Annotated in this window: 21 protein-coding genes; 10 read left to right on the top strand and 11 right to left on the bottom strand. The window is 62.9% G+C overall.

Going from position 1 to position 24,219, the window contains the following annotated elements; all coding sequences use genetic code 11:
- The first annotated feature begins 40 nt into the window (after positions 1–40).
- On the top strand, positions 41–889 hold the full coding sequence (locus tag PQR53_RS21880; protein WP_408458556.1) for an alpha/beta hydrolase family protein: 849 nt from the start codon (positions 41–43) through the stop codon (positions 887–889).
- On the opposite strand, the gene PQR53_RS21875 is transcribed toward PQR53_RS21880, so the two are convergent.
- On the bottom strand, positions 886–1,836 hold the full coding sequence (locus PQR53_RS21875) for a LysR substrate-binding domain-containing protein (RefSeq protein WP_408458259.1): 951 nt from the start codon (positions 1,834–1,836) through the stop codon (positions 886–888). The genes PQR53_RS21880 and PQR53_RS21875 overlap by 4 nt on opposite strands.
- Before the next feature lie 149 nt (positions 1,837–1,985).
- Between PQR53_RS21875 and PQR53_RS21870 the strand changes: the two genes are divergently transcribed.
- The 9 genes from PQR53_RS21870 (at position 1,986) to PQR53_RS21830 (ending at position 13,517) form a co-directional block, all read left to right on the top strand.
- Entirely contained in the window at positions 1,986–3,290 is a 1,305-nt protein-coding gene (locus PQR53_RS21870) for an NAD(P)/FAD-dependent oxidoreductase (protein ID WP_408458256.1), read from the top strand.
- Between the two features lie 89 nt (positions 3,291–3,379).
- Positions 3,380–4,510, top strand: a complete 1,131-nt coding sequence (locus tag PQR53_RS21865; RefSeq protein ID WP_408458253.1) for a polyamine ABC transporter substrate-binding protein — start codon at positions 3,380–3,382, stop codon at positions 4,508–4,510.
- Positions 4,511–4,713: 203 nt separating this feature from the next.
- Positions 4,714–5,559 (top strand): alpha/beta fold hydrolase, encoded by an 846-nt coding sequence (locus PQR53_RS21860; RefSeq protein ID WP_408458250.1) that lies wholly within the window; start codon positions 4,714–4,716, stop codon positions 5,557–5,559.
- A gap of 385 nt (positions 5,560–5,944) precedes the next feature.
- Positions 5,945–6,601 (top strand): peroxiredoxin, encoded by a 657-nt coding sequence (locus tag PQR53_RS21855; protein ID WP_323044197.1) that lies wholly within the window; start codon positions 5,945–5,947, stop codon positions 6,599–6,601.
- Positions 6,602–6,644: 43 nt separating this feature from the next.
- Positions 6,645–7,715, top strand: a complete 1,071-nt coding sequence (locus tag PQR53_RS21850; protein WP_408458553.1) for a rhodanese-like domain-containing protein — start codon at positions 6,645–6,647, stop codon at positions 7,713–7,715.
- A 320-nt stretch (positions 7,716–8,035) separates the two neighbouring features.
- A complete protein-coding gene (locus PQR53_RS21845) occupies positions 8,036–10,351 on the top strand; it encodes a sigma-54 interaction domain-containing protein (protein WP_408458246.1) in 2,316 nt (771 codons plus the stop codon).
- The gene (locus PQR53_RS21840) at positions 10,341–11,576 is read left to right on the top strand and encodes an S-methyl thiohydantoin desulfurase domain-containing protein (RefSeq protein ID WP_408458243.1); all 1,236 of its coding nucleotides are present in this window, start codon (positions 10,341–10,343) and stop codon (positions 11,574–11,576) included. The genes PQR53_RS21845 and PQR53_RS21840 overlap by 11 nt, the downstream gene beginning before the upstream one ends.
- Positions 11,577–11,584: 8 nt before the next feature.
- Positions 11,585–12,310 (top strand): aspartate/glutamate racemase family protein, encoded by a 726-nt coding sequence (locus PQR53_RS21835; RefSeq protein WP_408458550.1) that lies wholly within the window; start codon positions 11,585–11,587, stop codon positions 12,308–12,310.
- A 1,018-nt stretch (positions 12,311–13,328) separates the two neighbouring features.
- Entirely contained in the window at positions 13,329–13,517 is a 189-nt protein-coding gene (locus PQR53_RS21830) for a hypothetical protein (RefSeq protein WP_408458240.1), read from the top strand.
- Positions 13,518–13,605: 88 nt separating this feature from the next.
- Here PQR53_RS21830 and PQR53_RS21825 read toward each other — a convergent pair whose 3' ends face one another.
- The 10 genes from PQR53_RS21825 to PQR53_RS21780 all read right to left on the bottom strand — a co-directional run bounded on the left by PQR53_RS21825 (position 13,606) and on the right by PQR53_RS21780 (position 24,218).
- On the bottom strand, positions 13,606–14,484 hold the full coding sequence (locus tag PQR53_RS21825; protein ID WP_179732113.1) for an ABC transporter permease: 879 nt from the start codon (positions 14,482–14,484) through the stop codon (positions 13,606–13,608).
- Complete coding sequence (locus PQR53_RS21820; RefSeq protein ID WP_408458237.1) at positions 14,481–15,311, bottom strand: ABC transporter ATP-binding protein; 831 nt, start codon at positions 15,309–15,311, stop codon at positions 14,481–14,483. The genes PQR53_RS21825 and PQR53_RS21820 overlap by 4 nt, the downstream gene beginning before the upstream one ends.
- Positions 15,312–15,381: 70 nt before the next feature.
- Positions 15,382–16,434: an ABC transporter substrate-binding protein gene (locus tag PQR53_RS21815; RefSeq protein ID WP_408458234.1), complete on the bottom strand. Its 1,053-nt coding sequence runs from the start codon at positions 16,432–16,434 to the stop codon at positions 15,382–15,384.
- 47 nt (positions 16,435–16,481) lie between these two features.
- On the bottom strand, positions 16,482–17,390 hold the full coding sequence (locus PQR53_RS21810) for a TauD/TfdA dioxygenase family protein (RefSeq protein WP_408458231.1): 909 nt from the start codon (positions 17,388–17,390) through the stop codon (positions 16,482–16,484).
- A gap of 233 nt (positions 17,391–17,623) precedes the next feature.
- A complete protein-coding gene (locus PQR53_RS21805; protein ID WP_408458228.1) occupies positions 17,624–18,151 on the bottom strand; it encodes a chromate transporter in 528 nt (175 codons plus the stop codon).
- Between the two features lie 5 nt (positions 18,152–18,156).
- Positions 18,157–18,822: a chromate transporter gene (locus tag PQR53_RS21800; RefSeq protein WP_408458225.1), complete on the bottom strand. Its 666-nt coding sequence runs from the start codon at positions 18,820–18,822 to the stop codon at positions 18,157–18,159.
- 138 nt (positions 18,823–18,960) lie between these two features.
- Positions 18,961–19,950, bottom strand: coding sequence for an ABC transporter substrate-binding protein (locus PQR53_RS21795; protein ID WP_408458222.1), 990 nt, complete (start codon positions 19,948–19,950; stop codon positions 18,961–18,963).
- Between the two features lie 109 nt (positions 19,951–20,059).
- Positions 20,060–20,764 carry a class II aldolase/adducin family protein gene (locus tag PQR53_RS21790; RefSeq protein ID WP_408458219.1) on the bottom strand — a complete coding sequence of 235 codons (705 nt, stop codon included), beginning with the start codon at positions 20,762–20,764 and terminating at the stop codon, positions 20,060–20,062.
- Positions 20,765–20,845: 81 nt separating this feature from the next.
- Complete coding sequence (locus PQR53_RS21785; protein WP_408458216.1) at positions 20,846–21,955, bottom strand: Bug family tripartite tricarboxylate transporter substrate binding protein; 1,110 nt, start codon at positions 21,953–21,955, stop codon at positions 20,846–20,848.
- 88 nt (positions 21,956–22,043) lie between these two features.
- Positions 22,044–24,218, bottom strand: coding sequence for a tripartite tricarboxylate transporter permease (locus PQR53_RS21780; protein WP_408458213.1), 2,175 nt, complete (start codon positions 24,216–24,218; stop codon positions 22,044–22,046).
- Position 24,219: the final 1 nt, after the last annotated feature.

Genomic DNA, 24,219 nt, shown 5'->3' with positions numbered 1-24,219 from the left:
GAATGCGGCGACACCACCACGGCCGCCCCGCTGCCGTACCATCCGACGGCAGTGGCCGGCGGCCGTTTGTCTCGCGTTGTGGCTCGCCGGTTGCGCCACGCTCGATCCGAACGCGCACGCCGATGCGCTGGCGAACACTGCCGGTCTGCGGCGCGAAGCGGTCCGCACCGACCGCTTCGTGCTGACCGCCTTCACTCGCATCACACGGCCTGACCGGCCGCTCGCGGTTTACATCGAAGGTGACGGGCTCGCCTGGTTGTCCCGCAGTCAGCCGTCGCTCGATCCTACGCCCCATGAAGCGACGGGCCTCGGTCTCGCCGCCGCCGATCCGCAACCGAACGTCGCTTATCTCGCCCGTCCTTGCCAGTTCACGCCAATGGCGGCGAATCCCGATTGCGGGATCCCCTATTGGACCGGCAAGCGCTTCGCGCCCGAAGTCGTGCACTCGCTCGATCAGGCGCTCGACCGGTTTGCCGCGCGCGTGCCGGGCCAACGGATCGATCTCGTCGGCTATTCGGGCGGCGGCGCGCTTGCGGTGCTGATCGCCGCGCGCCGATCCGATATCGGAACGATCCGCACGGTGGCCGGCAATCTCGACACAGCATTCGTCAACCGTCTGCATGACGTTTCGCCGATGCCGGATTCCGCCAATCCCATCGACGTGGCCGCGCGCGTCGCGGCCATTCCCCAGATCCATTTCAGCGGCAGCGCCGACACCGTCGTTCCGCCAGCGGTCGCCCAGCGCTTCGTCGCCGCGGCCGGTGGCCTGTGTGCGCAGACGCGCAGCATGCCGAACGTTGCGCACGAGGGCGATTGGGTTCGCCTTTGGCCAATGCTGCGGCGCAGCGTGCCGACGTGCGCGGAAGAACCCGCCGCCGTTCGCCGTTAGGCCGGCTGGTCGCCCAGATCAGAGCGCCTGCCTTGCAGCCCCTTGTGCGCCTCTGCCGCGTCATCCGCGGACTGTTGAGCAAACCACTGAAGGATCCGTTGCCGCGCCGGATGCAAGGCGCCGGCAGTCTGCAGCCAAAGCACGTACACCCCGGTGGTTTTCAACGGCGTGCCGAAGGGCACAAGCAGATTGCCACGGTTGATCGCGTCCTGCGCGAGCGTCAGATCCGTCATTGCCACACCTAGCCCGCGGCTGGCTGCATCCATTGCCAGTTCATCCAGATTGAAGGTCATGTGCCGGTAATTCCGGGCGGCCGATTCCTGCTGGGCCTGAAGCCAGATTGTCCATTCGTGGTGGCCAGTGGAGCCATGAATGAGTGTGTGCTGCTCCAGCTCCTCCAGAGCGCGCGGCGGCTCCCTGCCGTAGACAGTGGAAGGCGCGCACACCGGCACAAGGAACTCCTCGAATAGCGTGAGGAATGCGGGGTCTTTGGGCATTTCGGAGAGGTAAAGGATATAGGCGTCGCACTCACCTGAAGGGTCGACCGCCTCGGTCGCGACCGTCTCGATCGACAGCGACAGATCGGGACACTTCGCATAGAAGTCGATCATCCGCGGCATTAACCAGCGGACCGCGAGCGATACGAAGATGCGGATGCGAAATGGTCTGTCTTGCCGAGTGAGCTGCTCGTTGAGCATGCGCAGTTCCCCCAGCACCTTTCGCGCGACTTCCAGCACCGCTTTGCCGTGTTCGGTCAGTTGCATGCCGCGGCTGTTGCGAACCAGCAGTGGCGCGCCGTAGTGACTTTCCAGTTGCTGGATCTTCCTGCTGACCGCGCTTTGCGTCAGATGCAGTTTGTCCGCCACCTCGGTAAAACTGGACGACTCCGCCGCCAGCGCGAATGCGTGAAGCGCCTGAAGCGAAGGCGGCCGATAGATCTTATCCATGCATTTTTTTCATTCTTGAATGAATTAATAGCGCTGGATAACGCGTCCAGCTCCCAATAAAGTGGCACAAAAGCAGCAGCATTGTGTCGCCTGAGGATGCCAATTATTCATGCTTTCATGGTAGCCCGTATCGAGGTGGGAGAATTGTTTTGATCGAAAATCTTTGCGGCTGGATTGCCCAGGCAGGTGTCTCGCCGCCTCGCGCGGCCCTGAAAGGAACGCAGAAAGCCGACTGGCTCGTGATCGGCGGCGGCTTCACGGGACTCTCGGCAGCGCATACGCTCGCTGAACTGCATCCGGGGTCGCGGATCGTCATAGTCGATCGGCAGCGCGCTGCTCAAGGCGCTTCGGCGCGTAACTCCGGGTTCGTGGTCGCCTACGAGCGGCCCGAACCTGACGAGCTGGCCGGCCGTCCACTGAATGCGAAATACCATCGCGTGACCGCGATCGGCAAAGCGGCCAGCGACGAGGTGAGACAACGCGTGGCGACCCTGGGCATTCAGTGCGACCTCAGTGACGCCGGTTATTTCTTTGCCGTCCACGATCCGGCCAAACTTGAAGAAGCGGAAACCCAGTTGCAAACCCTCCGTGAGGCGGGTGCGCGCGCGGAACTGCTGGGCGGCAACGTGTTGTCGCAACGATTGGGTTCGACCTTCTATCAGGCGGCGATCTGGTGCGGCGGCGGAAACGGACTGCTGCAGCCGGCGAAATACGCGAAGGGGCTGCTGGACAGCTTGCCGGGGAATGTTTCGCTCTATGAGAACACAGCCATCTCCAGCCTCGAGCGCATGCGAGGCGGCTATATTCGGGCCCGCTCGGACAACGGCGACATCGAAGCCCGACAGGTCATTGTCTGCGTGGGCGCTTTTCTGCCGAGGGTTGGGGTAAAGGACCGCGCGGTCTTTCCTCTCGAACTCAGTGCGTCGCTCACCCGGCCGCTCAACGAAGACGAGCTGGCGCAGTTGGGCCGCGCCGCGGCCTGGGGCGTGCTCTCGACCCGGGCTGCCGGCGCCACGCTCCGTCTGACACGCGACCAGCGCCTGATGATTCGCAACACGGTGGAATATCGGCATCGCGATCTGGCGGGCCGCGCGCTCGCGGCTCGCCGGGCGAGGCATCTGCAAGGATTGCAGCGGCGCTTCCCCTGGGTCACCGACGCGCATCTGCAATTCACCTGGACCGGTCACCTGAGCGCTACGCGATCCGGTGAGCCACGCTTCGCGAAACTCGAACACGGCGTTTATAGCGCCGCTGGATGCAACGGCTCGGGTGTGGCACGCGGCACCTTGTGGGGACGACTGCTTGCCGAGATGGCATCGGGAGGTCAGTCAGCGTTGCTGAGCGCGGTCCTCGAGAACGCCAGACCCGGTTGGGTCCCACCCAGACCGTTCTTCGATATCGGCGCCTCGATGCGTCTGCGATATGAGGCACGGCGCGCCACAACCGAGTCTTGATGCCGAGCCGACCAAGCGGACATCCGCTGCATCCGCACAATGATTGGCATCTTCCCCCTTCGTAACCTGCCCCACTCAAGGAAAACACGATGAGCGCTTCCCACTTTGGATCTCGTTTGCGGCGGGCGGCCCTCGCGAGTGCCTGTCTGGCGACGGCGGCCGCCGCATGGACGGCGCCACTTGCCCGCGCCGCGGATACTGAGTTGAACGTGTACAACTGGTCGGACTACATCGCGAAAGACACGGTCCCGAACTTCGAGAAACAGACCGGCATTCACGTGCGATACGACAACTACGACAGCAACGACACCTTGCAGGCCAAGCTGCTCGCGGGCAGCTCCGGCTACGACATCGTCGTGCCGACATCGAACTACATGGGGGCGCAGATCCAGGCCGGCGTGTATCAGAAGCTCGACAAGTCGAAGTTACCAAACCTGAAGAATCTGAGCCCCACGCTGATGCAGATGGTCGAGGGCGCCGATCCGGGCAACCAGTACGCTGTGCCCTGGGCGTTTGCCGTGATCGGCATCGGCTACAACGCGCAGGCGGTGCAGAAGGTGCTCGGCGCAGGCGCGCCGGTCGACAGCTGGGCGCTGGTCTTCGATCCGGCCAACCTCGCGAAGCTCAAGGGCTGCGGAGTCTCGTTGCTCGACGAATCGGTCGACGTATTCGCGGCCGCGCTGCAGTACATGCACAAGGATCCGAACAGCACCAACCCGGCCGATTACCAGGCCGCATTCGAGATGCTCAAGAAAGTACGGCCCTACGTGACCGAGTTCAACTCGTCGGGCTACATCAACGATCTCGCGAACAACGACATCTGTGTGTCGATCGGATTCGCCGGCGATGTCGGCATCGCGCATCGGCGCAGCGCCGAGGCGAAGCGTCCGTATGACATCAGGTTCTCGAACGTCAAGGAAGGCGGCCTCGTTGCCTTCGACATGATGGCCATTCCGAAAGACGCGCCGCATCCGGAGGCCGCGCTCAAGTGGATCAACTACATCGAGGACCCGAAAGTGAACGCCGCGATCACCAACGAGGTGTTCTACCCGACGGCCAATGTCCCGGCGCGCAAGTTCGTCACGCCTGCTATTGCGCAGGACCTGTCGGTCTATCCGCCTGACGACGTATTCAGGAAGATGACACTGATGAAGCCGAAGCCGATCGCAATCCTGCGCCTCGAAAACCGGTTGTGGTCGCAACTGAAGACCATCCACTAACACCACGTCCGGGAAACGAAACCGCCACCCGACGCGATACCGCTGGCGTTGAGGTCGCTGTCTTTTTTTCCATGCCTTTTGTCAGATTTGTCCGTTGTGGTGTTGGGCGGCGCCGAATACGCTGACGGTCGCAGGCCGGATTTCAAGAGAAGTCCCGGCATCTGCGGCCGGCTTCATCTTATCCACCTCAGAAAGGATTCGAAATGACAGCGAATACGGGAAGTTCCTATATCACGACCGCGGACGGAACCCAGATTTTCTACAAGGACTGGGGCACGGGTGAACCACTGGTCTTTCATCATGGCTGGCCTCTTTCCGCCGACGATTGGGACGCCCAGATGATGTTTTTTCTCGCGCACGGATATCGCGTGATTGCTCACGATCGCCGTGGCCATGGCCGCTCGACCCAGACTGTGAGCGGCAATGATATGGACACCTACGCCGCCGACGTTGCCGAACTCGTCAAGGCACTCGATCTGAGGAACGCGGTGCACATCGGCCACTCCACGGGCGGCGGAGAAGTGACGCGCTATGTTGCCCGCCACGGCACCGGCAACGGCCGTGTCGCAAAGGCGGTCCTCATCAGCGCGATTCCGCCGCTTTTCATCCAGTCGGAAAAGAACCCCGAGGGCGTTCCAAGGGAGGCGGTCGACCAGATCCGCAACGGCACGGCGAACCATCGTTCCCAGTTCTACAAGGACATCACGATTCCCTTCTATGGGTTCAACCGTCCTGGCGCGGTAGTCTCCGAAGGCATCCGCGAGAACTGGTGGCGGCAGGGCATGATGGGCGGCATCAAGGCGCAATATGACTGCGTGAAGGTCTTGTCGGAAACCGAGTTCTACGACGATCTGGCGATCATCGATGTGCCTGTCCTGGTGATGCACGGCGAGGACGATCAGATCTGCCCTTTCCCGACCACCGGCGCCAAATCCGTCAAGCTGTTGAAGCACGGGACGCTTAAATCCTACCCAGGATTGCCGCACGGCATGCCAACCACCCATGCCGAGCAGATCAACGCCGATCTGCTGGCGTTCATCAAGTCCTGATCGGCGTTTGCAGGAACTCCGTCACATGACGCCTGGGCCCCTGTCCAGGCGTGAGCCGTTGCCGACATTTTCATCGCGATGCCGGCTGGCGAGGTAATCGCCACCACGGCGGTTTCGCCCTACAGTTTACCTACGGTCAGGCTCTTTTTTGTTCTACGCTGTATGAGCGACCCGCAGCGTGTCCGGATGTCCGTCCCGCAGCACGGCCAGATGGGAAGTCTCTGAATCTGCTGCGCCCGCAGACGGTCCTTCAGCGCGATACCGTGCAATCCGCCGGAGGGGGAACCCGAATCACGCCAATCGCCTGACTAAACAGCCAGGCTCGGAGGACGTCGCTCCGGCCGAGGCACGGTACCCTGGTGCACGCGATCTATGGAGACTGATGATGTCGATTCGACTAGGAGAAGACGCGCCCGATTTCACTGCCGAAACCACCGAAGGCACGATCCGTTTTCACGAATGGATCGGCGACCATTGGGCGGTCCTGTTTTCGCATCCGAAAGACTTCACCCCTGTTTGCACCACCGAGCTCGGCTACCTGGCCGGCCTCAAACCCGAATTCGATAAGCGCAACACGAAAATCATCGGGCTCAGCATCGATCCCGTCAGCGATCACCAGGAGTGGGTCAAGGATATCGCCGAGACCCAGGGCCACGAGGTCGGCTACCCGCTGATCGGCGATCCGGACCTGACGGTCGCGAAGCTCTACGACATGATTCATCCCGAGGCGAGCGGTGGCGGCCCGCGCACCGCGGTGGACAACGCGACCGTGCGCTCGGTGTTTCTCATCGGGCCGGACAAGAAGGTCAAAGCCATGCTCGTCTATCCGATGAGTGCGGGCCGCAATTTCGACGAAGTAATGCGACTGCTCGATGCACTCCAGCTCAACGCCAAACATGCGGTCGCGACACCGGTAAACTGGAAACCGGGCGAAGACGTGATCATTCCCACCTCCGTTTCCAACGACGCCGCGATGCAAAAATATCCGCAGGGTTTCAAAACCGTGAAGCCTTACCTGCGGTACGTCGAGCAACCCAAGTAAAGTCAGAGCGCTCGCAGGAGCGGGCCGCGGAGCAAAAATCGTGTTGATTTTCCGGCAGCTATTCGATCAGCAATCGTCAACTTATACGTATCTTCTCGCCGACAGTACGACGCGAGAGGCGGTGCTGGTCGATCCGGTTTTCGAACAGGTGCGCCGGGATGCCGCCCTGATCGAAGAGCTTGGATTGCATCTGCTTTACACCATCGACACCCATGTCCACGCCGATCACGTGACCGGCGCATGGATGCTGAATCGCCGCACAGGTAGCCGGATAGCGATATCGGCTGCGAGCGGCGCCGAAGGCGCGGACCGCTATCTGAGCGAGGGCGACAGGGTCGAATTCGGCACGCGGTATCTGGCCATCCGCGCGACCCCGGGTCATACCGATGGCTGCATCACACTCGTACTCGACAACGAGAGCATGGCGTTTACTGGCGATTGCCTGTTGATCAGAGGCACTGGCCGCACGGATTTTCAGCGCGGTGATGCACACGCCATGTTTCGCGCGGTCCATAACCAGATTTTTACGCTGCCCGCCGCGTGCCTGCTTTACCCGGCTCACGACTATCGCGGTTTGACGGTAACCAGTGTGGACGAGGAGCGGCGCTTCAATCCACGCCTTGGCGGCGAACTGTGCGAAAGCGACTTCACCGGATACATGACGAACCTGCACCTGCCGCATCCGAAACAGATCGACGTCGCGGTGCCCGCGAATCTGAAATGCGGCTGGGCGGCCAGCTACCCCGCGCAGATGGCCGAGCCCGATTGGGCGCCACTGACGTGCAGCTTCGCGGGCATCTGGGAAATCAATCCTCAGTGGCTCGAGGAAAATCTGCGCGCGGTCGAGATCGTCGACGTGCGCGAGCCCGGCGAGTTCAACGGACCGCTGGGGCGCATCCCCGCCGCCATGCTCATGTCATTGGGCGAACTGGCCGGGCGTGCCGCCGAACTCACGAAGGAGCGCCCGATCGTGACCGTCTGCCGGGCCGGCGGACGCTCGGCACAAGCCACGATCATGCTGCGACAGGCCGGCTTCGAGCGGGTGGCCAACCTTGCCGGCGGCATGCTCCGCTGGCGTGCGGAAGGCCGCGTGGTCGAAAACGGCAGCATGTAACGCCTTTCCCTTACACGCGGTAAGCCACGACCGCGTGCAAATCCGTGTTGCCGCAGCACCCCGTCAGCGCTCGTTAGCCGGCAAGCGATGTATGGCTCGCAGCACACCGCATTGGAATCCGCACATGCCTTGGCGCGAAAATTAATTTTGAACCGACAATAGCGGTAACAAGCCGTCATACTCTGTCTCTTCTAGTGGCGAATGGTCCCGGCAGCGCAATCGGAAGACTTCGCCAGACACCCTATCGATGCATGACCGCCGTCTTTCGACGGCTATTTCCGCGTCGCGCCACGCGCGGATCATGTGGAGCGTACCTTGTAATGAGCTATACCCCTGTCGTTCCATTCACCCACGACAAGGCTGATTCCGGCGCCTTTGTGGGCGGCGCGCCCGCGTTTCGCCAACTGGTCCGCATGATCGATCGGGTCGCCCCTACCGAACACCCGTTGCTCATTTTCGGGCCGACCGGTTCAGGCAAGGAACTGGTCGCGCGCCGTGTGCACGCGCATAGCCTGCGTCAGGACCAACCGTTCGTCGACGTCAACTGCGGCGCGATTCCGGAAAATCTCGTCGAAGCCGAACTGTTCGGCCACGTCAAAGGCGCGTTCACCGGCGCGGGCGAAAACCGCCAGGGACTTTTCCAGCAGGTCGGCAAGGGCACGCTGCTGCTCGATGAAATTGGCGAACTGCCGCTCGCGCTGCAGCCGAAACTGCTGCGCGTACTTGAAACGCGGACGTTCCGTCCGATCGGTTCGTCAACCAATCTGCACTTTGAAGGGCGGGTGGTTGCCGCGACCCACCGTGACCTGCGCGAACTCGCGCGCGAAGGGCTCTTTCGCGAGGACCTGTTCTACCGGCTCGCGGTCTTCGTGCTTGCCGTCCCCGGACTCGAACAGCGCATCGAGGACATCCCCGCGCTGGTCACCCACTTCGCGTCGCAGCATGCGCGCCGGCTCGAGTTTTCGCCGGCTGCCATCCGCCGGCTGAGCCAGCATGCGTGGCCGGGTCACATCCGGCAATTGCGCAACCTGATCAGCCAGTTGAGCGTGCTTGCCGAAAACACCTTCGTCGACGTCGATTCGCTCGAACCGTTTCTCGCCAACGAAACCGGCGCACCCGTGTCGCGCGCAACCCTCGCCGATATGCTGTTGCAACTTGAAGGCCGCGACAAACTCGCCGCCGCCGAAGACCTCCTGATCGACCGCGCGCTCGAGCGAACCGGGCGCAACAAGAGCGCGGCGGCGACGCTGCTGGGCGTGGGCCGCAAAACCATCGAGCGGCGTCTGAAGTCGCGCGACGAACATCACCAGGAAGCGCGCAAATGTCTCGACCATGCGAGCGCGCTGGTCGAGGAGTCGAAGTTCGCGGAAGCCATTCCGCAGTTGCGCCGCTGCCTCGATCTACTGCAGACGTGCCGCGAACAGGAGTCCGCGCGCCGTCTTCAGTTCGACGCCTACCGCATGCTCGGCATGAGCTTGCGTAGCGTGCACGGCTGGCTGTACGCGGAAGCCACCGCCTGCTACACCGCTGCGCTGGCGGTCGGTGAAGGCGTCTGCGCGCCCGCGGAAATCGCCGCGATCCAGTTCGGCATCTGGACCACGCAGCTGACCACGCTGCAACTCAAGCAGGCGCGCGCGACCGCGCAGAACATGCTGGAGCGCGCGCAGAACGGCGGCGACCGGGTTTCGCTCGACGAAGCGCACATCGCGATGACCAACACCCTCTTCTGGCTCGGCGACAGCGAGGAAGCCCTCGCCTGTCTCGCGCGCGGCAACCTGCTTGGCGTGGCGCGCGACGACACCCGTACCGGCTCGCAAGGAATCGATCTGGCCAGTCTCGCGTTGACTTTCGAAGGACTCGCCGCCTACCAGATCGGCGCATTCGCGCAAGCGCGGCGCACCATGGAGATGTTGATCCTGCGCGCGTCCGAGCCGGGCGCGCACGCGTTCGCTCATGCCGTCAATCTGCAGGGCGCGGCCTGGCTCGCCTGCCTGTTCGAAGACATGGACCGGCTTGGGCACCTCGCGAGCGAACTCGAATCGGTGTCGATCGCGAACGGCTTCGCGTTCTACCGGGGCGTGGGCCAGGTCCTCCGCGCGTGCCACCTCAGTTCGCGCGGCCATTCCGACGAAGCGGAAACCGTCATGCTCGACGGCTACGATAACCACGTCGTTTGCAACGGCGGCGCGCTGTTCTTTTCCTTCAAGGCGTGGCAACACGGCGAGCTGCTGCTGCGCGCCGGCCGCGCGAAGAACTGCGAGGCGATTCTTGCTGTCGCGATCGACGAGACGCTCGCGCGCCAGGAACGTGTCTACCTGGGCGAACTCCTCGTCACCCGGGCACGCGCGCAGTGGGCGCTCGGCGATGTGAACGCCGCGGAACTGGGTCTGCGTACTGCGTTGTCCACTGCCCTCGCGTTCGGCTCGGTGCCGGCGCGCGTGGACGCCGCGTGTTACCTCGCCGATCTGCTGCGCTCCACCGGCCGCATCGCCGAAGCGATCGACACCCTTGAGCGTGGTTTGCGCGCGTTGACGCCGGACCCGACTACTCGTTTCACCTGCGCCATGGATTTGCTCGCCGAACTCCAGGACGCTTCTTTCAACCTCGACAGTAAAGGAATCGTAAATGGCCTATGAGTTACGCCGGGAAGATCTGGAACCGCTGTTATTGGGAGCAGCGTTCTTCGGCAGCGGCGGTGGTGGCACGATCGAATCCGCACGGCACCTGGCCGCGCATTTTGTTGCCGGCGATTACTACCCAACCGACACGGTCAAGGTGGTGTCCGTCGACGAGGCCACCGAAGGCGCGGCGGTCATGGTCGCCTATCTCGGCGCGCCAGAAGCGATCAACTCGGCACTTTATCCGCTCGGACCGGTGACGGCCGTGCAGAACGTTCAGACGCGGCTCGCTTCGCAATCCACCCGGCTCGCCTACGTGATGCCGCCGGAGAGCGGTGCACTGGGCTTCACGGTGGCGGCGCTTGTGGCAGCGAAGCTCGGCCTTGCGGTCATCGACGCCGACGGCGCCGGCCGCGCCGTGCCCTCACTGCCCATGCTCACCTTCGCGGCCGCCGAGATCGATCCGCGCCCGGCGTTCCTCGTGAGCCAGGGCGGCCTGTGCGTCGAGCTCGATGTGACGCCGCGCGCCAGCAACCACGGCGGTCCGACTCATCAACGCGACGTGTCCGCGATTGTGGAGCAGATGATGCGGCCGGTCGTCGCCGATCCCGAGTTCGGTCAGTTCGGCGGCCTCGCGATGTGGGTCATGAAGCCAGCCGACATCGGCCGCGCCACGCCGATTCGCGGCACGCTGACGCGCGCGCTGGAGTTCGGGCGCGCGTTGCAGGCCGGGCAAATCCGCAGCGCCCAGCAGATGATCGGCTATCTCGCCGAACGCTGCGGACTCGCCGCACGGGCCATCTCCGAACCGGGCGAACTGGTGTCAGCCGAAGTCGATACGAGTGGCGGTTTCGACGTCGGCAAGATTCGCATTCAGAGCGGGCCGCGCACGTACACGGTGATGTATCAGAACGAGTCGCTGCTCGCGTGGGACAGCGCGTGCCCGCAGCCGATCGTGCTGGCGCCGGATAGTGTCGCGTATTTCGTCGGCGGCGAAGGTCAGTCGATCTTCAGTAACGGCGATCTGGTGAACAACGACGGCTCGCTGAACCCGGTGGTCGGCAAGCGCCCCGTGACACTCATCGCCTGGCGTGCCGAAGCCGAACTGCGCAAGCCGGGCCTGATTCTCGACAGCTTCATGCAGTTGCTGAACTCGCTTAATTATCTCGGGCCGTATGTGCCGCTCCAGTCGCTCCAGTCACTTCAATCGTTGCAAGCCGCGCATCAGGGAGACGCATCTTGAACCCGCCTTTGCACTCACCGCTGCGCATCTGTGTGCTCGTGCCCGTCGCCACGTCGCAATACAACGACCGCATCCTGAAGGCGATCGCGCCAGTCGTGCCGCCCGATGTGCAGGTGGAAATTCGCAATATCACGCAGGGACACCCCGATATCGAGAACCGCACGAACTGGCTGCAAAACGGCATGCCGGTGGTCGAACTCGCGCAGGCCATCGCCAACGACGGCTTCGATGGCATCTGGCTGACCGACTTCGATATGTGCGGCGTGGAAGCCGCGCGCGAGGTGATCGACATTCCGATCATCGGCGGATTTCCGGCTTCGGCGTTCACAGCCCTCGCGCTCAGCCAGCGGTTCTCGATCATCACGATCCTGCAAAGCACGCTTGCGATGCAGCGCGGTCATCCACAGACCTATGGCATTCAGGACACGTTCGCGTCGATCCGCGCGATCGATTGCCCTGTCGCGCAGCTCGACAACATCGACGTGGTGGTCGTTCGCACCTTTGAAGCGGCGCTGAAGGCGATCAACGAAGACGGCGCGCAAGCCATTCTGCTCGGCTGCACAGGTTTCGTGGACGTCGCGAGCCGCGTCTCCACGCTGCTCAGCGAGGCGCTGGGCGCCTATGTGCCGGTGATCGATCCGAATCAGGCCGGCTTCAGCTTCCTCGTGTCGCTGGTGCGCATGCAGGTGCGCCCCAGCCGGCTGACCTACAGCAAGGTCAGTCTTCAGTCGTAGCAGGCACGTTCCTCTCTTGTCCGTCCGGTGCGGTGCCCGATAGGCCGCACCGGAGGGTCTCGTCCTGTCGGCGCTGCCCTCACACTTTGCCGTGTCCCAGAGCGATTTCGCCTCCTACGGACGAAATGGCCCATTCAAGGGCGGAAATTGGACAATTGGTCGAATTCGTCCAAATTCAGCGGAACTCGTGGACGAAATTGTCCAACGTTGCGCATAAAATTGGCCGTTGACCCTTGCCCATACGGCTATCTCAATTTGGCACGATCATTGCTCTTATGAATCCGATCGCGGCCACCGCCTGAAGAGAACAACCCAGATCGGCGGTAGCAGTGGCCAGAGCGTGCAAAGAACATTTCGAACACCGGGGAAGCTGAGAGACCAAAAAAGATCGCACGCCGCAATAGGTTCGACGCACCGGCGTCTGGCTTCGTCCCGTTTGTTTCTGGATAGCCAGGCCGCGAACCGAAGGATCGCCATGAGTTGTCGCGATTCTTCGATTAGCCATCCGAACAATTGACGGCGCGTCGATCATCGCCAACGAAACAACGAAAGCGAATCGTTGGTATCAGACTGAGAGAGGGCTGTGCTGTTGTTGTAGCTGTGACTGTCGTGCGTCAGCGCATGGCGACGAATGCTTCCATAGAGAACATCGTTGCGACGCTTGACGCCGACAGGGCGGAATGCTTCTGGCTACGCACCAGACGTGCCGCTATGAGGTTCGGCCGCCGTTGCCTTCCTTCCGGGAACAAGCCGCGGCGGCCCACCCTCTTTTAATTGGCAATGCGCCAACCGCAGTCAATTCACCGATCGTCCGCAGAGCATTCGAATAGTCTGGCTGTGGCCCTGGTCTACGCGGCCACCCCGGCAGATTTCTCTGGATAGCCACGTAAGCGGTTTTTTCGCATTGCATAACCGCGGACATCCACTGCGCGGAAGAGAATCTGCTTAAGCAGCCCTACGCGGCGTCAGATTGTCAGTGACGTCGCGAACGGACCACGGCCATCGACGGGGATCGACAATGCATCACCACATTTTCGAGAATGAACTCGTTCACCTGGAACGCGTGATCGCATGCGCGCCACAAAAACCCTTTCCACCAACCTACTGGCGCGAGCGCGTCGAACATTTAAAGACCAGTCCGCAAGCACCGCTGTATCGCCACCGCATTGCCCGCCTGTCCCGCCTTGTCGCCGAACTGCACGAATGAGGCCTGCTCCGTAGCGTCCAGCGCGCCGGCAATTCCGCCGGCGGCGCCGGTGTAAGCGGAGCATGGAATCAGCCAGAGCGCAGCGGAGCTAATGCTGCACGCCCCAGCGCCGAACCGTCACGCGTTCGAGCGTATCGAACACCAGATGCTCGATCAGCAAGCCGATCACGATCACCGCGGCCAGACCCGCGAACACGCGATCCGTGTACAGCTCGTTGCGATTCTGGAAGATGTACCAACCCAGACCGCCACTCCCGGAGCTCGCGCCAAACACCAGTTCCGCCGCGATCAGCGTGCGCCACGCAAACGCCCAGCCCACCCGCAGGCCCGCCAGAATCGCCGGCAACGCGGCAGGCACGAGAATCAGCAGCACATGGCGTATGCCGGTGAGTCCATAGTTGCGCCCGGTCATGCGCAGCGTCGCGGGAACCGATTGAAAACCGGAGTAGGTATTCAGCGCCAGCGGCCACAGCACCGAATGAACCAGTACGAACAGCAGGCTGCCGGTACCGAGACCGAACCAGAGCAGCGCGAGCGGCAACAGCGCGATGGAAGGCAACGGGTTGAACATGGCGGTCAGCATCGACAGGACATCTCGGCCCAGACGCGTCGATACGGCAAGCGAGGTGAGCACAAAAGCAAGCGCAGCGCCGAGCAGATAGCCGCGCAACAGCACGGACATCGACACGGCCGTCTTTTGCAGCAACTCGCCGGACCACACGCCTTGTACGAACGCACTGAAGGTCGCGCCGAACGTGGGCAGCAGCAGATCGTTGTCGATCGCACGCGCGGCGATTTCCCATATCGCGATCAACACTAGCGCGATCAGCGTCTTGCGCAACCAGCCTTGCGCGAATAGACGCTTGCCGAGCGGCAGCGGCGCCTCGAGCACGAGTTCGCCGAGCGGTTCGAGCGGACGCTCGTATTCCTCGCGAACCGGCGGCAACAAAGTGGCGGGAGAACTCATTGAACGGCCTCCGTCTCATCGAACAACAGGTGATGAATCCGCGCGACGCTGCGCTGAAAATCACTGCGCCCGAAACTGTCCTGGGAATACTGGTGACTGTTGAGCTCCGCGCGCACACGCCCGGGATGCGGCGACAACAACAGAATGCGGTTGCCCACCACCAGCGCTTCTTCGATTGAATGCGTGACGAACAGCAGCGTGAAGTTCACTTCTTCCCACAGACGCAAAAGCTCTTCCTGCATCTTGCGGCGCGTGAGCGCATCGAGCGCGGCGAAGGGCTCGTCCATCAGTAGCACGCGCGGCTGCATCGCCAGCGCGCGGGCAATTGCAACACGCTGCTTCATGCCGCCCGATAAAGTATGCGGATAGGCGTTGGCAAAAGACGCAAGCCCCACCTTCTCCAGATAATGCAGCGCCCGTTCGTTGGCTTCCACACGCGAGAGCTTCTTCGCGACGCGCAGCGGGAAGGCGACGTTCTGCAGCACCGTCTTCCACGGCGGCAACTGATCGAACTCCTGAAACACGACAATGCGATCCGCGCCGGGACCTCGCACGGTCTGACCGTCGAGCGAGATGCTGCCGGAGGTGGGTTCGATAAAGCCGGCCACGGCTTTGAGCAGGGTCGACTTGCCGCAACCCGACGGTCCCAGCAGCACGAAACGGTCGCCACCGTAGACGTCGAAGCTCACGTCATGAGTCGCGCGAACGATCCGCTCGCGGGTGCGGTATTCGAGGTTGACGTGTTCGACCGCGAGCAGTTTCTGGCTCGTCGCCGGCGCGGCTTGCTCAGTACGGTTCGGAAACAGCAAGGTAGGATTAGCCACCATCAGATCGCTCCCGGTAAGCCGGCCGCCTGGGCCGATAAAGATCCAACGAAGCGCGGATACGCATTCATGCTCAGCTCCCCGCCGCCGTTGCCGGGTCGTCGAAGAAGTAATCCTTCCACGACTTCGGTTCATTCCTGATCACGCCGACGCGATGCATGAACTGCGCGAGTCCGAACGTGTTCTGCGGTGCAACCTTGAACTGCACCTGCGGATCCTTGATCACCTTCAGCAGCAGATTGCGGTCGATCTTCGACTGATTCACGCGGATGTAGATATCGGCCGCGGCATCGGGATTCGCCGTGACGAAGCGCGCGGCGTCCGCCAGCGCGTCGACGAAAGCGCGATAGGTCTTCGGATTGTTGTCGCGGAATTTTTCCGTTGCATACAGCACGGTCGACGAACTCGGGCCGCCCAGCACGTCGTACGAATTCAGCACGATGTGCGCCTTCGGATTACCCGCGAGTTCCTGTTCCTGAAACGGCGGATTGCCGAAGTGGCCGGTGATTTCCGTGCCGCCCGCGATGATCGCCGCGGCCGCGTCGGGATGCGGCAGCGCCTGCGTGAACTTGTCGAGGCGGTCGTAATCCTTGTCGCCCCAGCGCTTCGCCGCCGCGTATTCCAGCACGCGCGATTGCACCGACACCGTGACGGCCGGCACGGCGATGCGGTCCTTCTCGGTGAAGTCGGCGATCGTCTTGACGTTGGGATTGTTGCTGACGAGGTAGTACGGCAGATTGCCGAGCGACGCCACACCTTTCACATTCTGCTTGCCATGCGTGCGGTCCCAGATCGTCAGCAAGGGGCCGACACCCGCGCCGGCGATATCCACCGCGCCGGAGAGCAGTGCGTCGTTGACGGCGGCGCCGCCCGAGAGCTTCACCCAGTCGACCTTGATATCCAGCCCTTGCTTACGCCCTTCTTTCTCGACGAACTGCTGGTCGCGCGCCACGTTCAGCAACAGATAGACGACGCCAAACTGTTCGGCCACGCGGATCTGCCCTTCGGCATGCGCGGGCAAGGCGGCACCGAGGCCGGCCACGCCCATCGACAGGCTTAGCAGCGTCGCGGTCAAACGGCGAGCGAAAGACGACCGCGGAGCGGTCGGGCGAGACATGGCGAGCATTGGAACTCCGGTCAGCGTGTGGTGGTGTAAAGCGAGGAACGTTGCCGTCAGAACGGCACGTCGCCTTCAATGGTTGTGCGATACATTTTGCGGCGCAGATGATCCGGCGTGCCGGCCGCAAGATGCATCAATGAGCGGTTGTCCCAGAACACCATGTCGTGTTCGGCCCACCGATGTCGATACAGATGTTCGGGGCGCACGCTATGCGCGAAAATTTCCTCGAGCAATTGCTTGCTCTCGTCTTCCGGCAAGCCGATTACGCGGGTCGTGAAATGCTCGCTGACAAAGAGCGCGCGGCGTCCGGTCTCGGGATGCGTGCGTACCACCGGCTGCACCACCGGCTTCACCTGAGCGATCTGCTCGGCGGTGAGGTTCGGGCGCCACGGGCTGCGCTTTTGCAACTCGGCATATTTCGCGAGATACGTGTGTTCCGCCGAACGCCCTTCAACAGCGGCGCGCAAATGCGCGGGCAAGGTGTCCCACGCCAGATGCATGTTGGCGAACAGCGTGTCGCCGCCTTCCGCTGGCAGTTCTTGCGCGTGCAGCATCGAACCGAGACTCGGATTCTCCTTGTAAGAGAGGTCGGAATGCCAGTAGTGACCGGCATCGCCGAGACCGATCGGCTGGCCGTTCTCGACGATGTTCGAGACCACCAGCACCTCCGGATAGTCCGGCAGCTGGAATTGATGCAGCACGTGGATCTGCAGCGGACCGAAGCGGCGGCTGAAGGCGATCTGCTGATCCGGCGTAATGCGCTGGTCACGGAACACCAGCACGTGATGGTCCAGATGCGCACGGTGAATGCGCACGAAATCGTCGTGGCTCAGCGGCTGACTGAGATCGAGACCCAGCACTTCGGCGCCGACGGGGCTGTCGAACGCGCGAATCTCGATGCGCTGGGCCGGCTCGGCACGGCCAGTAGCGCTGGCGGCGGGGGATGCAAAGGCAATCGTCACGGGAAACTCTTCGTCGAATCGGATCGGAGGACGCCGTCGAAGGCGCAGTCAGACGAATTTACCGGCCCGGGCGCGCGCCGACAACGAAGCAAATCCGATACAGATATCTGCTGGAGTGATAAACCCGTTGCTTTAACGCGCAGCGGGCATTTAGGGCGGTGAAATGAACTGACGAATCGACCCGTTTGGAGTCACTGCGAGGTGCTCCAACCGCGTTGCGCCAGCCGCTCACTTCACGACACGACCTGAGCCAACCCTAACACCGCTCCCGCCACCACCAGCCAGATCGGATTGAAGCGGGACTGATAGGCGAGCACGGCGGTAACGATCGTCAGCAGGATACGGCCCACGTTCACGTCGGTTTGCCAGGCAAACACATAGGCGGCGCAAACGAGCAGGCCCACCGTAACTGGCGCCAGGCCGCGCCGGATCGCGGTGATGAGCGGTGAATGGTCGCGGCGCTCGACCCAGTCGCTGACAAAATAGGCGACTAGCGCAGACGGGATGATTTTGGCGAACGTCGTGACCAGCGCGCCGGCAAGGCCTGCCGCCTGGAAGCCGATCAACGCAACGGCCATGCCGTTGGGCCCAGGCGAAGCCTGGGTGATCGAAAAGAACGTGACGAACTGCTGATCGGTCACCCAATGCCGCGTATCGACCGCATAGCGTTGCATATCGGCCAGCGTCGCATTCATCCCGCCGACCGCGAGCAGCGACCACAGCGCGCTATGCAGCAGCAGATCGCCGAGCGTCACCCACATGATGCTCACTCCCCTCGGCGCGTCGCGCGGCCGGCCCGCTTGGCACGCAGCATCACACGCAACATCAGCCACGTGCCGAACGGACCCAGCACGGCGAGCACAAACAGCAACGGCAGCTTCAGCACGGCGATCGCGATGAACGTGGCGAGCACCAGCGCCGCATTTCGCCAGTCGCGCGGCAAGCTTGCAATCAGCTTCGCCACGGTGGCGATCACGAGACCGGTTGCGACCGGCATCAAGCCCGCGAGCAGATGCGCGGTGACGGGCGCGGTGCCCCAGCGCGCGTAAGCGTAGCCAAGGCCGATCGTGAAGACGGTCGGCGCAAGATACAACCCGCCGACCGCCACTGCCGCGCCGAACGCGCCGTGGTATTGGCGTCCGAGTATTGTCGCGATGTTCGATACGTTCGGTCCCGGCAGCAGTTGCGCGAGCGGCAGCAACTCGGTGAACTCGCGATCGGTGAGCCAGCGGCGCCTTTCAACCAGCATGCGCCTCGCCCACGGCAATACACCGCCAAAGCCGGTCAGGCCAATCATGAAGAACGCACCGAACAGATGGCTGAGTGGTGGCCGCGGCCGCGTGAGCGCCGGGTCACCATGTGGGTCACCATGCGGGTTGTCGTGCGGCTCGGCAAGCGGGCTGCCGACAAGGTCAAGAATCGGGACTGTCATCAGCGAATCCGCTCGGGGTTGTTCGTTGGCTATGCGTTGGCTATGCGTCGGCTCTTCGTCGGCTATGCGCCGAACGACAGCGACAGCGCGGAGCGGGAGCGCAACCTTTTCGCCCGTCCCGATCCGCGTGCCGTCTCTTCAGATCTTGGCCGTTTCGTAAGTCGCCGGATGGAAGATTTCCTCAACGGACAACAGGCGCTTCGACAGACCCTGCGAATGGTGATGCCGCAGGAATGTCTCGAGCGTATTGCGGTTGGCAGGCACACCATACGGCCAGTGATCGTTGCCGAGCAACTCGCGTGCCGCCTTCAACTGCTCTTCGACGAACGGCAGGGTCACCTTCGTGGCCGACGTATCGGACAGCTTGTCGAGCGCAATCTGTTTCGATTGCTCGAACGCTTTCTGCACGGCGGCCGGCAGCCACGGATGCGCGTCGGCAAGTGTCTTGCGAATGCCGACCACGTGCATGATCGGAAACACCTGCGTGCGGCGGTAGTAGTCTTTCGCGGCCTCGGTCGGATCGGGAAACAGCCAGCCGACATTCGGGTTCTTGCCGGCACACGCGGGCGGGCGCGGCGCCATGAACGCGTCGATGTCGCCGCGATCGAGCATCGCCGAAATCGTGTCGTCCTCGGGCGCGGCCTCGAGACGAACGTCGGGCGGCAATTGCAGCTTGATCTTCTCAGGCCGGCCCGGCTCGTCGATGCCGCCGCGCACCCACGTGACGTCTTCCGGCTTCACGCCGAAATCGTCTTCGAGGATCGCGCGCGCCCATACGTTCGCGGTCAATTGATATTCGGGCAGGCCGATCCGTTTGCCCCTCAGGTCTTCCGGACGTTTGATCCGATCGGTGCGCACATAGATCGACGTATGACGGAACGCGCGCGACAGGAACACCGGCACCGCGATATACGGGCAGGTGCCTTCCGAGAACTTCACGGTATAGCTGGAGAACGACAGTTCGCTGATATCGAACTCTTCATTGCGGAACGCGCGAAAGAACATTTCCTCGGGCGAGAGCGTCATGAAGACAGGATCGACGCCGTCCATCTGGACCTGACCGGAGATGAGCGGTCGGGTGCGGTCGTAGTCGCCGGTGGCAATGGAGAGATTGAGTTTTCCGTTCATGATGGCTTGGCTGACGGGTAAAAGAAGTGGGTAAATGAGAGAGTAAAAAATGCAGTCCGGCGCAATACGGATCGCCCGCTGCGCCGGAAGTCAAAAAGCGCCGCCCGCTTCAATGCACGAGCGTGCGATGAACCTTGCGCCGCAGAAATTCGAAGTTGACGGCGAACTGCTCAGGGCGCGTCACGGTCTCGTGCAGCCGCTTGATGTCTTCATCCGAAAAGCCTTCGCCCACGCCGCCCGCCGCTTGCGTCAACAACTGGATCTGGCAGGCGCTTTCGAGTAGCAACGCGAGCACGACCGACTCCTCGATCGAACGCCCGGTGACGGCGACACCGTGATTGCGCATCAGCACCGCCTTGCATGGGCCGAGCGCACGCGCGACACCGGAGCCCATGTCCTGCGTGCGGATCAGATTCATCGTGTCGGTGTAGTAAGGCACGCCGTCAGCGAAATGGCAGCTCGGCTGGCTGATCATCCGCAGCGGCTGGCCGGTCGCGGACAGCGCGACCGCATGCGTGGGATGCGAGTGGATCACGCTCATCACGTCGGGACGTGCCCTGAAAATCTCCGAATGGATGAACACCTCGCTATGACGCCGCCCCGCGCCGCCCACTTTCTCGCCGTCGAGATTACACACGACGATGTTCTCCGGCGTGATCTCGTCGAAACCGTGGCTATGCGGCTTCATGAAGAAGTGAGTGGGGTCGCCCGGTACGCGGATCGACACGTGGCCACGCGTCAGGTCGCCCTGGCCCTCGGCTTCGAGAATACGGCCGGCGTCGATCAGTTTCTGTTTGGCTTCGTCTGCGTTCATGGTGTGCTTGCGCCTTTTCAAGGAAGGTGGCGGCCTCGTCGCTTACCGATCGATTACCGATCGACGGGCGCCGCCGGGAGATCAGAATCGCCCGCCCACAGCGGCCTTGGCTTTCGACAGCAGCGCCGGCGGGGTTTTGTAGAGTTCGTCGAGTAACTGGTCGATCCGCTCGGGCGGCACGGGCCGCACTTCGAGACCGAGGCTCTTCGCTTCGGCGAGGAACGCGGGGTCTTTCATGGTCTGGGCGAACGCGGTGCGCAACGCGGCTGCACGTTCAGGCGGCAGACCCGGCGGCGCCGCAAACGGACGGGCGAACGCCTGACTCGCCACGATCACCTTGAGCACCTGACGGGTTTCGTCGTTCGGCGCGAGGTCAATCAGGAGCGGCACGTTCGGCAGATCAGGATGCTTTTCGAGCGCCACCTGCACGAGGATGTTGATCTTCTTGTCCTTGATCCAGTCAGGATGACGAACCAGAATCGTGCTCCACGAGGTACCGCATTCGCCGTCGATCTCGCCGCGCTCCATCGCAAGCGCGGTTTCGTTGCTGCCGGGATAGCCCGTCACCAGCTGGATTTTCGCGTTGAACAGCGTCTTGATCGTCGAGGCCATCACGTCGGGATCGGAGCCGGCGCCCTGCCCGCCCATGCGTGAATCTTTCGTGATCAGATCCTGAAACGTCTTGATCTTCGAGGTCTTCCACGTGAGGCACAGACTCACGTCGTTATTGATGCTGCCGAGCCATGTCAGCTTGCGCGCGTCGAAATTCGCTTCGCCGAGCAGCGGCTCCTCCGGCATCGTGCGGCCGAAGGTGCCGAACGTGGCGCCGTCTTTCGGCGCTACGCTATACAGGTAGTTGATCGCTTTCAGGCTGCCGGCGCCGGGCATGCTTTGCGGCGTGATGGTCGGCTTGCCCGGCAGATAGTTGCCGATGTATTTGGCCAGCAAGCGCGCGTACATGTCGTAGCCGCCGCCAACGGAATAGCCGATCGTCATATTCACAGTGCGGCCGCTATAGAAACTCTGCGCGGTTTCCGCCGCATAGCCGCTGGCCGGTAAGTAACACGCGGCCGACAACAGCGCAAAAGCGGCTGCACCTGCTGCGCGCAATTGACGGCGTGGCCAGCGCGAGCGCGAGCCCAAGCCGCGCTGCGGTGGCGATCGAAACGACCGTGGCAGAAAAATCTTCATGGTGTGTCTCCGTCGATATCGGCCGATTTCGCCGCGAATGCGCTGCGCCGGCACGGTTGTGTGAAGCTCGTTGGCATGCCCGCTCTGCTCATATCAGGCCGCCGAGGCCGCGCAGCGCCGGCACGAAATCGCCCAGCAACGACGGCGGCCACGGCGTCGCGAAGATCAGGTCGAACACGAGCCATAGCGCCACCGTCATCGCGACCGACAACAGCCACGCATTGCGCCAGCGTTCGCCGAACTCGAAGTGTGCGAGCAGCAGCATCATCAGAAACAGCGCGGGCAACAGGCCGATCAGATACGCGAGACCCAGGGCGCCGCCAATCGCGAGGAAGAAGCGAAAGCCGCGCGCGCGAACCGTCGCCATCGGCAGCGTGGGTGCGCCGAAGCGATCGTCGTCGAGCGCCGCCAGCGGACCCGGCACGGCGACGGACGCTGCCGCTGCCATGCGGTTCAAGGCGAGATCGTGGCGCGGCTCGACGGCCGGGCGCCGCGCCAACGGCTGGGCATGCGTTTGCATCGCGGCGGCCGTCGCGGGCACGGCCGTCGCAGGCATGAACTCGTGCGTCGGCGCGTCATGCGCACTGACCTGATTGATCAGCACCAGACAGGAAAAAAACAGCGCGGCGCAGGCGGCGGTCATCGGCATCAGCTTCGCGCCGAAGGCCCAATCGGACGCCGTCCAGATGGCCGCGACCACCGCGACGATCAACGCAATCGTGAAGAGCGAATGATGGTCGAGCCGTTTGATCCGGATATGCAGGCCCGCGCCGAGCCGCCCCTGCTTCACGGCGCGCCGCAGTCCCTTGAGAGTCGGTCCGAGCACGACCCACAGCGCCGCGAGCAGCACGCCGATCACGATCGGCCGCGTAAACAGTTTGATGCCGTAAATCTCGCTCGAAATGAAGTAATAGCGCTCGAAGATACTGCCGAGCACCAGCCCGAGAATCAGCGGTGGCCGCGGCCAGTTCAACCGCTTCATCACCCAGCCGATGAAACCGAACAGCACCATCGAGCAGAGATCGCCCCAACTCTGGCTCGCATTGAATGCACCGAGAAAGATGATGCCGAGCACGAGCGGAATCAGCACGCCGACCCGCACCGTGGCGAGTCGGGAGAACAGGCCGCTGCCGAACAGGCAGATCACCGCGCCCATGATGTGCGAGATGGTGAGCGTCCAGATGATCGCGTAGGTCACGTCCAGATGCTTGGTCAGCATCTCCGGGCCGGGCGTGAAGCCATGCATGATGAAAGCGCTCAGCAGTAAGGCCATCGACGCGCCGGCCGGCATGCCGAACGCGATCGTCGGAATCAGATGGCCGCCTTCCTTGGCGTTGTTCGAACTCTCCGACGCGATGACGCCACGAATGTCGCCCTTGCCGAAGTTCTCGGTATTCTTCTCGGTGCGGATCGCGTGGCCATAGGCCATCCAGTCGATCACCGCCGAGCCGAGCCCCGGCACCGCGCCCAGCAGTGCGCCAAGGCCGCTGCAACGCAATACCAGCCACCAGTTGCGCCCCGCATCGCGAACCCCGTCCCACTGGCTGCTCGGCTTGCCGTGCACGGCGCCGTCGGCGCGCGAGATGCCGGTGCGTTCGATCGCCATCTCGGCCAGTTCGGGCAGCGCGAAAATGCCGAGCGTGACCGGCACGAGCGGCAGGTGATCCCACAGGTAGAGCGAGCCGAAGGTCCAGCGCAAGGTGCCGGTCTGCGGGTCCGAGCCGATCAGCGAAAGCATCAGTCCGAACGACGCCACCGCCAGCCCCTTGATCGGCGCCTTGCCGCTCAGCACCGCCACCATCGACAGACCGAAGATGCACAACGCGAGCAGTTCCGCCGAGCCGATATACAGCACCACAATGCGCAACACGGGAATCGTCACGGCCAGCAGCAGCGCGCCGAACACGCCGCCCGCGAGCGACGACGCATAGCCCGCGCCGAACGCGCGCCGCGCCTCTCCGCGTCGCGCCAGCGGATGCCCATCGAGCACGGTCGCGGCCGCCCCCACCGTGCCCGGCACGCCGAACAGCACCGCGGGGATGAAGTCGGAGACCGTCGTCACCGCGGCCATGCCGAGCAGCAGCGCGAACGCGGTATAGCCGTCGAGGTGATAGGTAAACGGAATCAGCAGAGCCAGTCCGACGATCCCGCCGAGACCCGGCACGACACCCAGTGCGAGTCCGAGAACCACGCCGCCCAGCATGATCGCGAGGCGCAGCGGATCGAGGATCATCGTCAGCGCATGAAACGCGGCCGCACCCATC

Origin of the sequence: Paraburkholderia fungorum (assembly GCF_046027605.1) — a bacterium.
Taxonomy (GTDB): Bacteria; Pseudomonadota; Gammaproteobacteria; order Burkholderiales; family Burkholderiaceae; genus Paraburkholderia; species Paraburkholderia fungorum_F.
The sequence above is the reverse complement of the archived record's forward strand: the minus strand, read 5'-3'. Positions and strand labels throughout refer to the sequence as shown.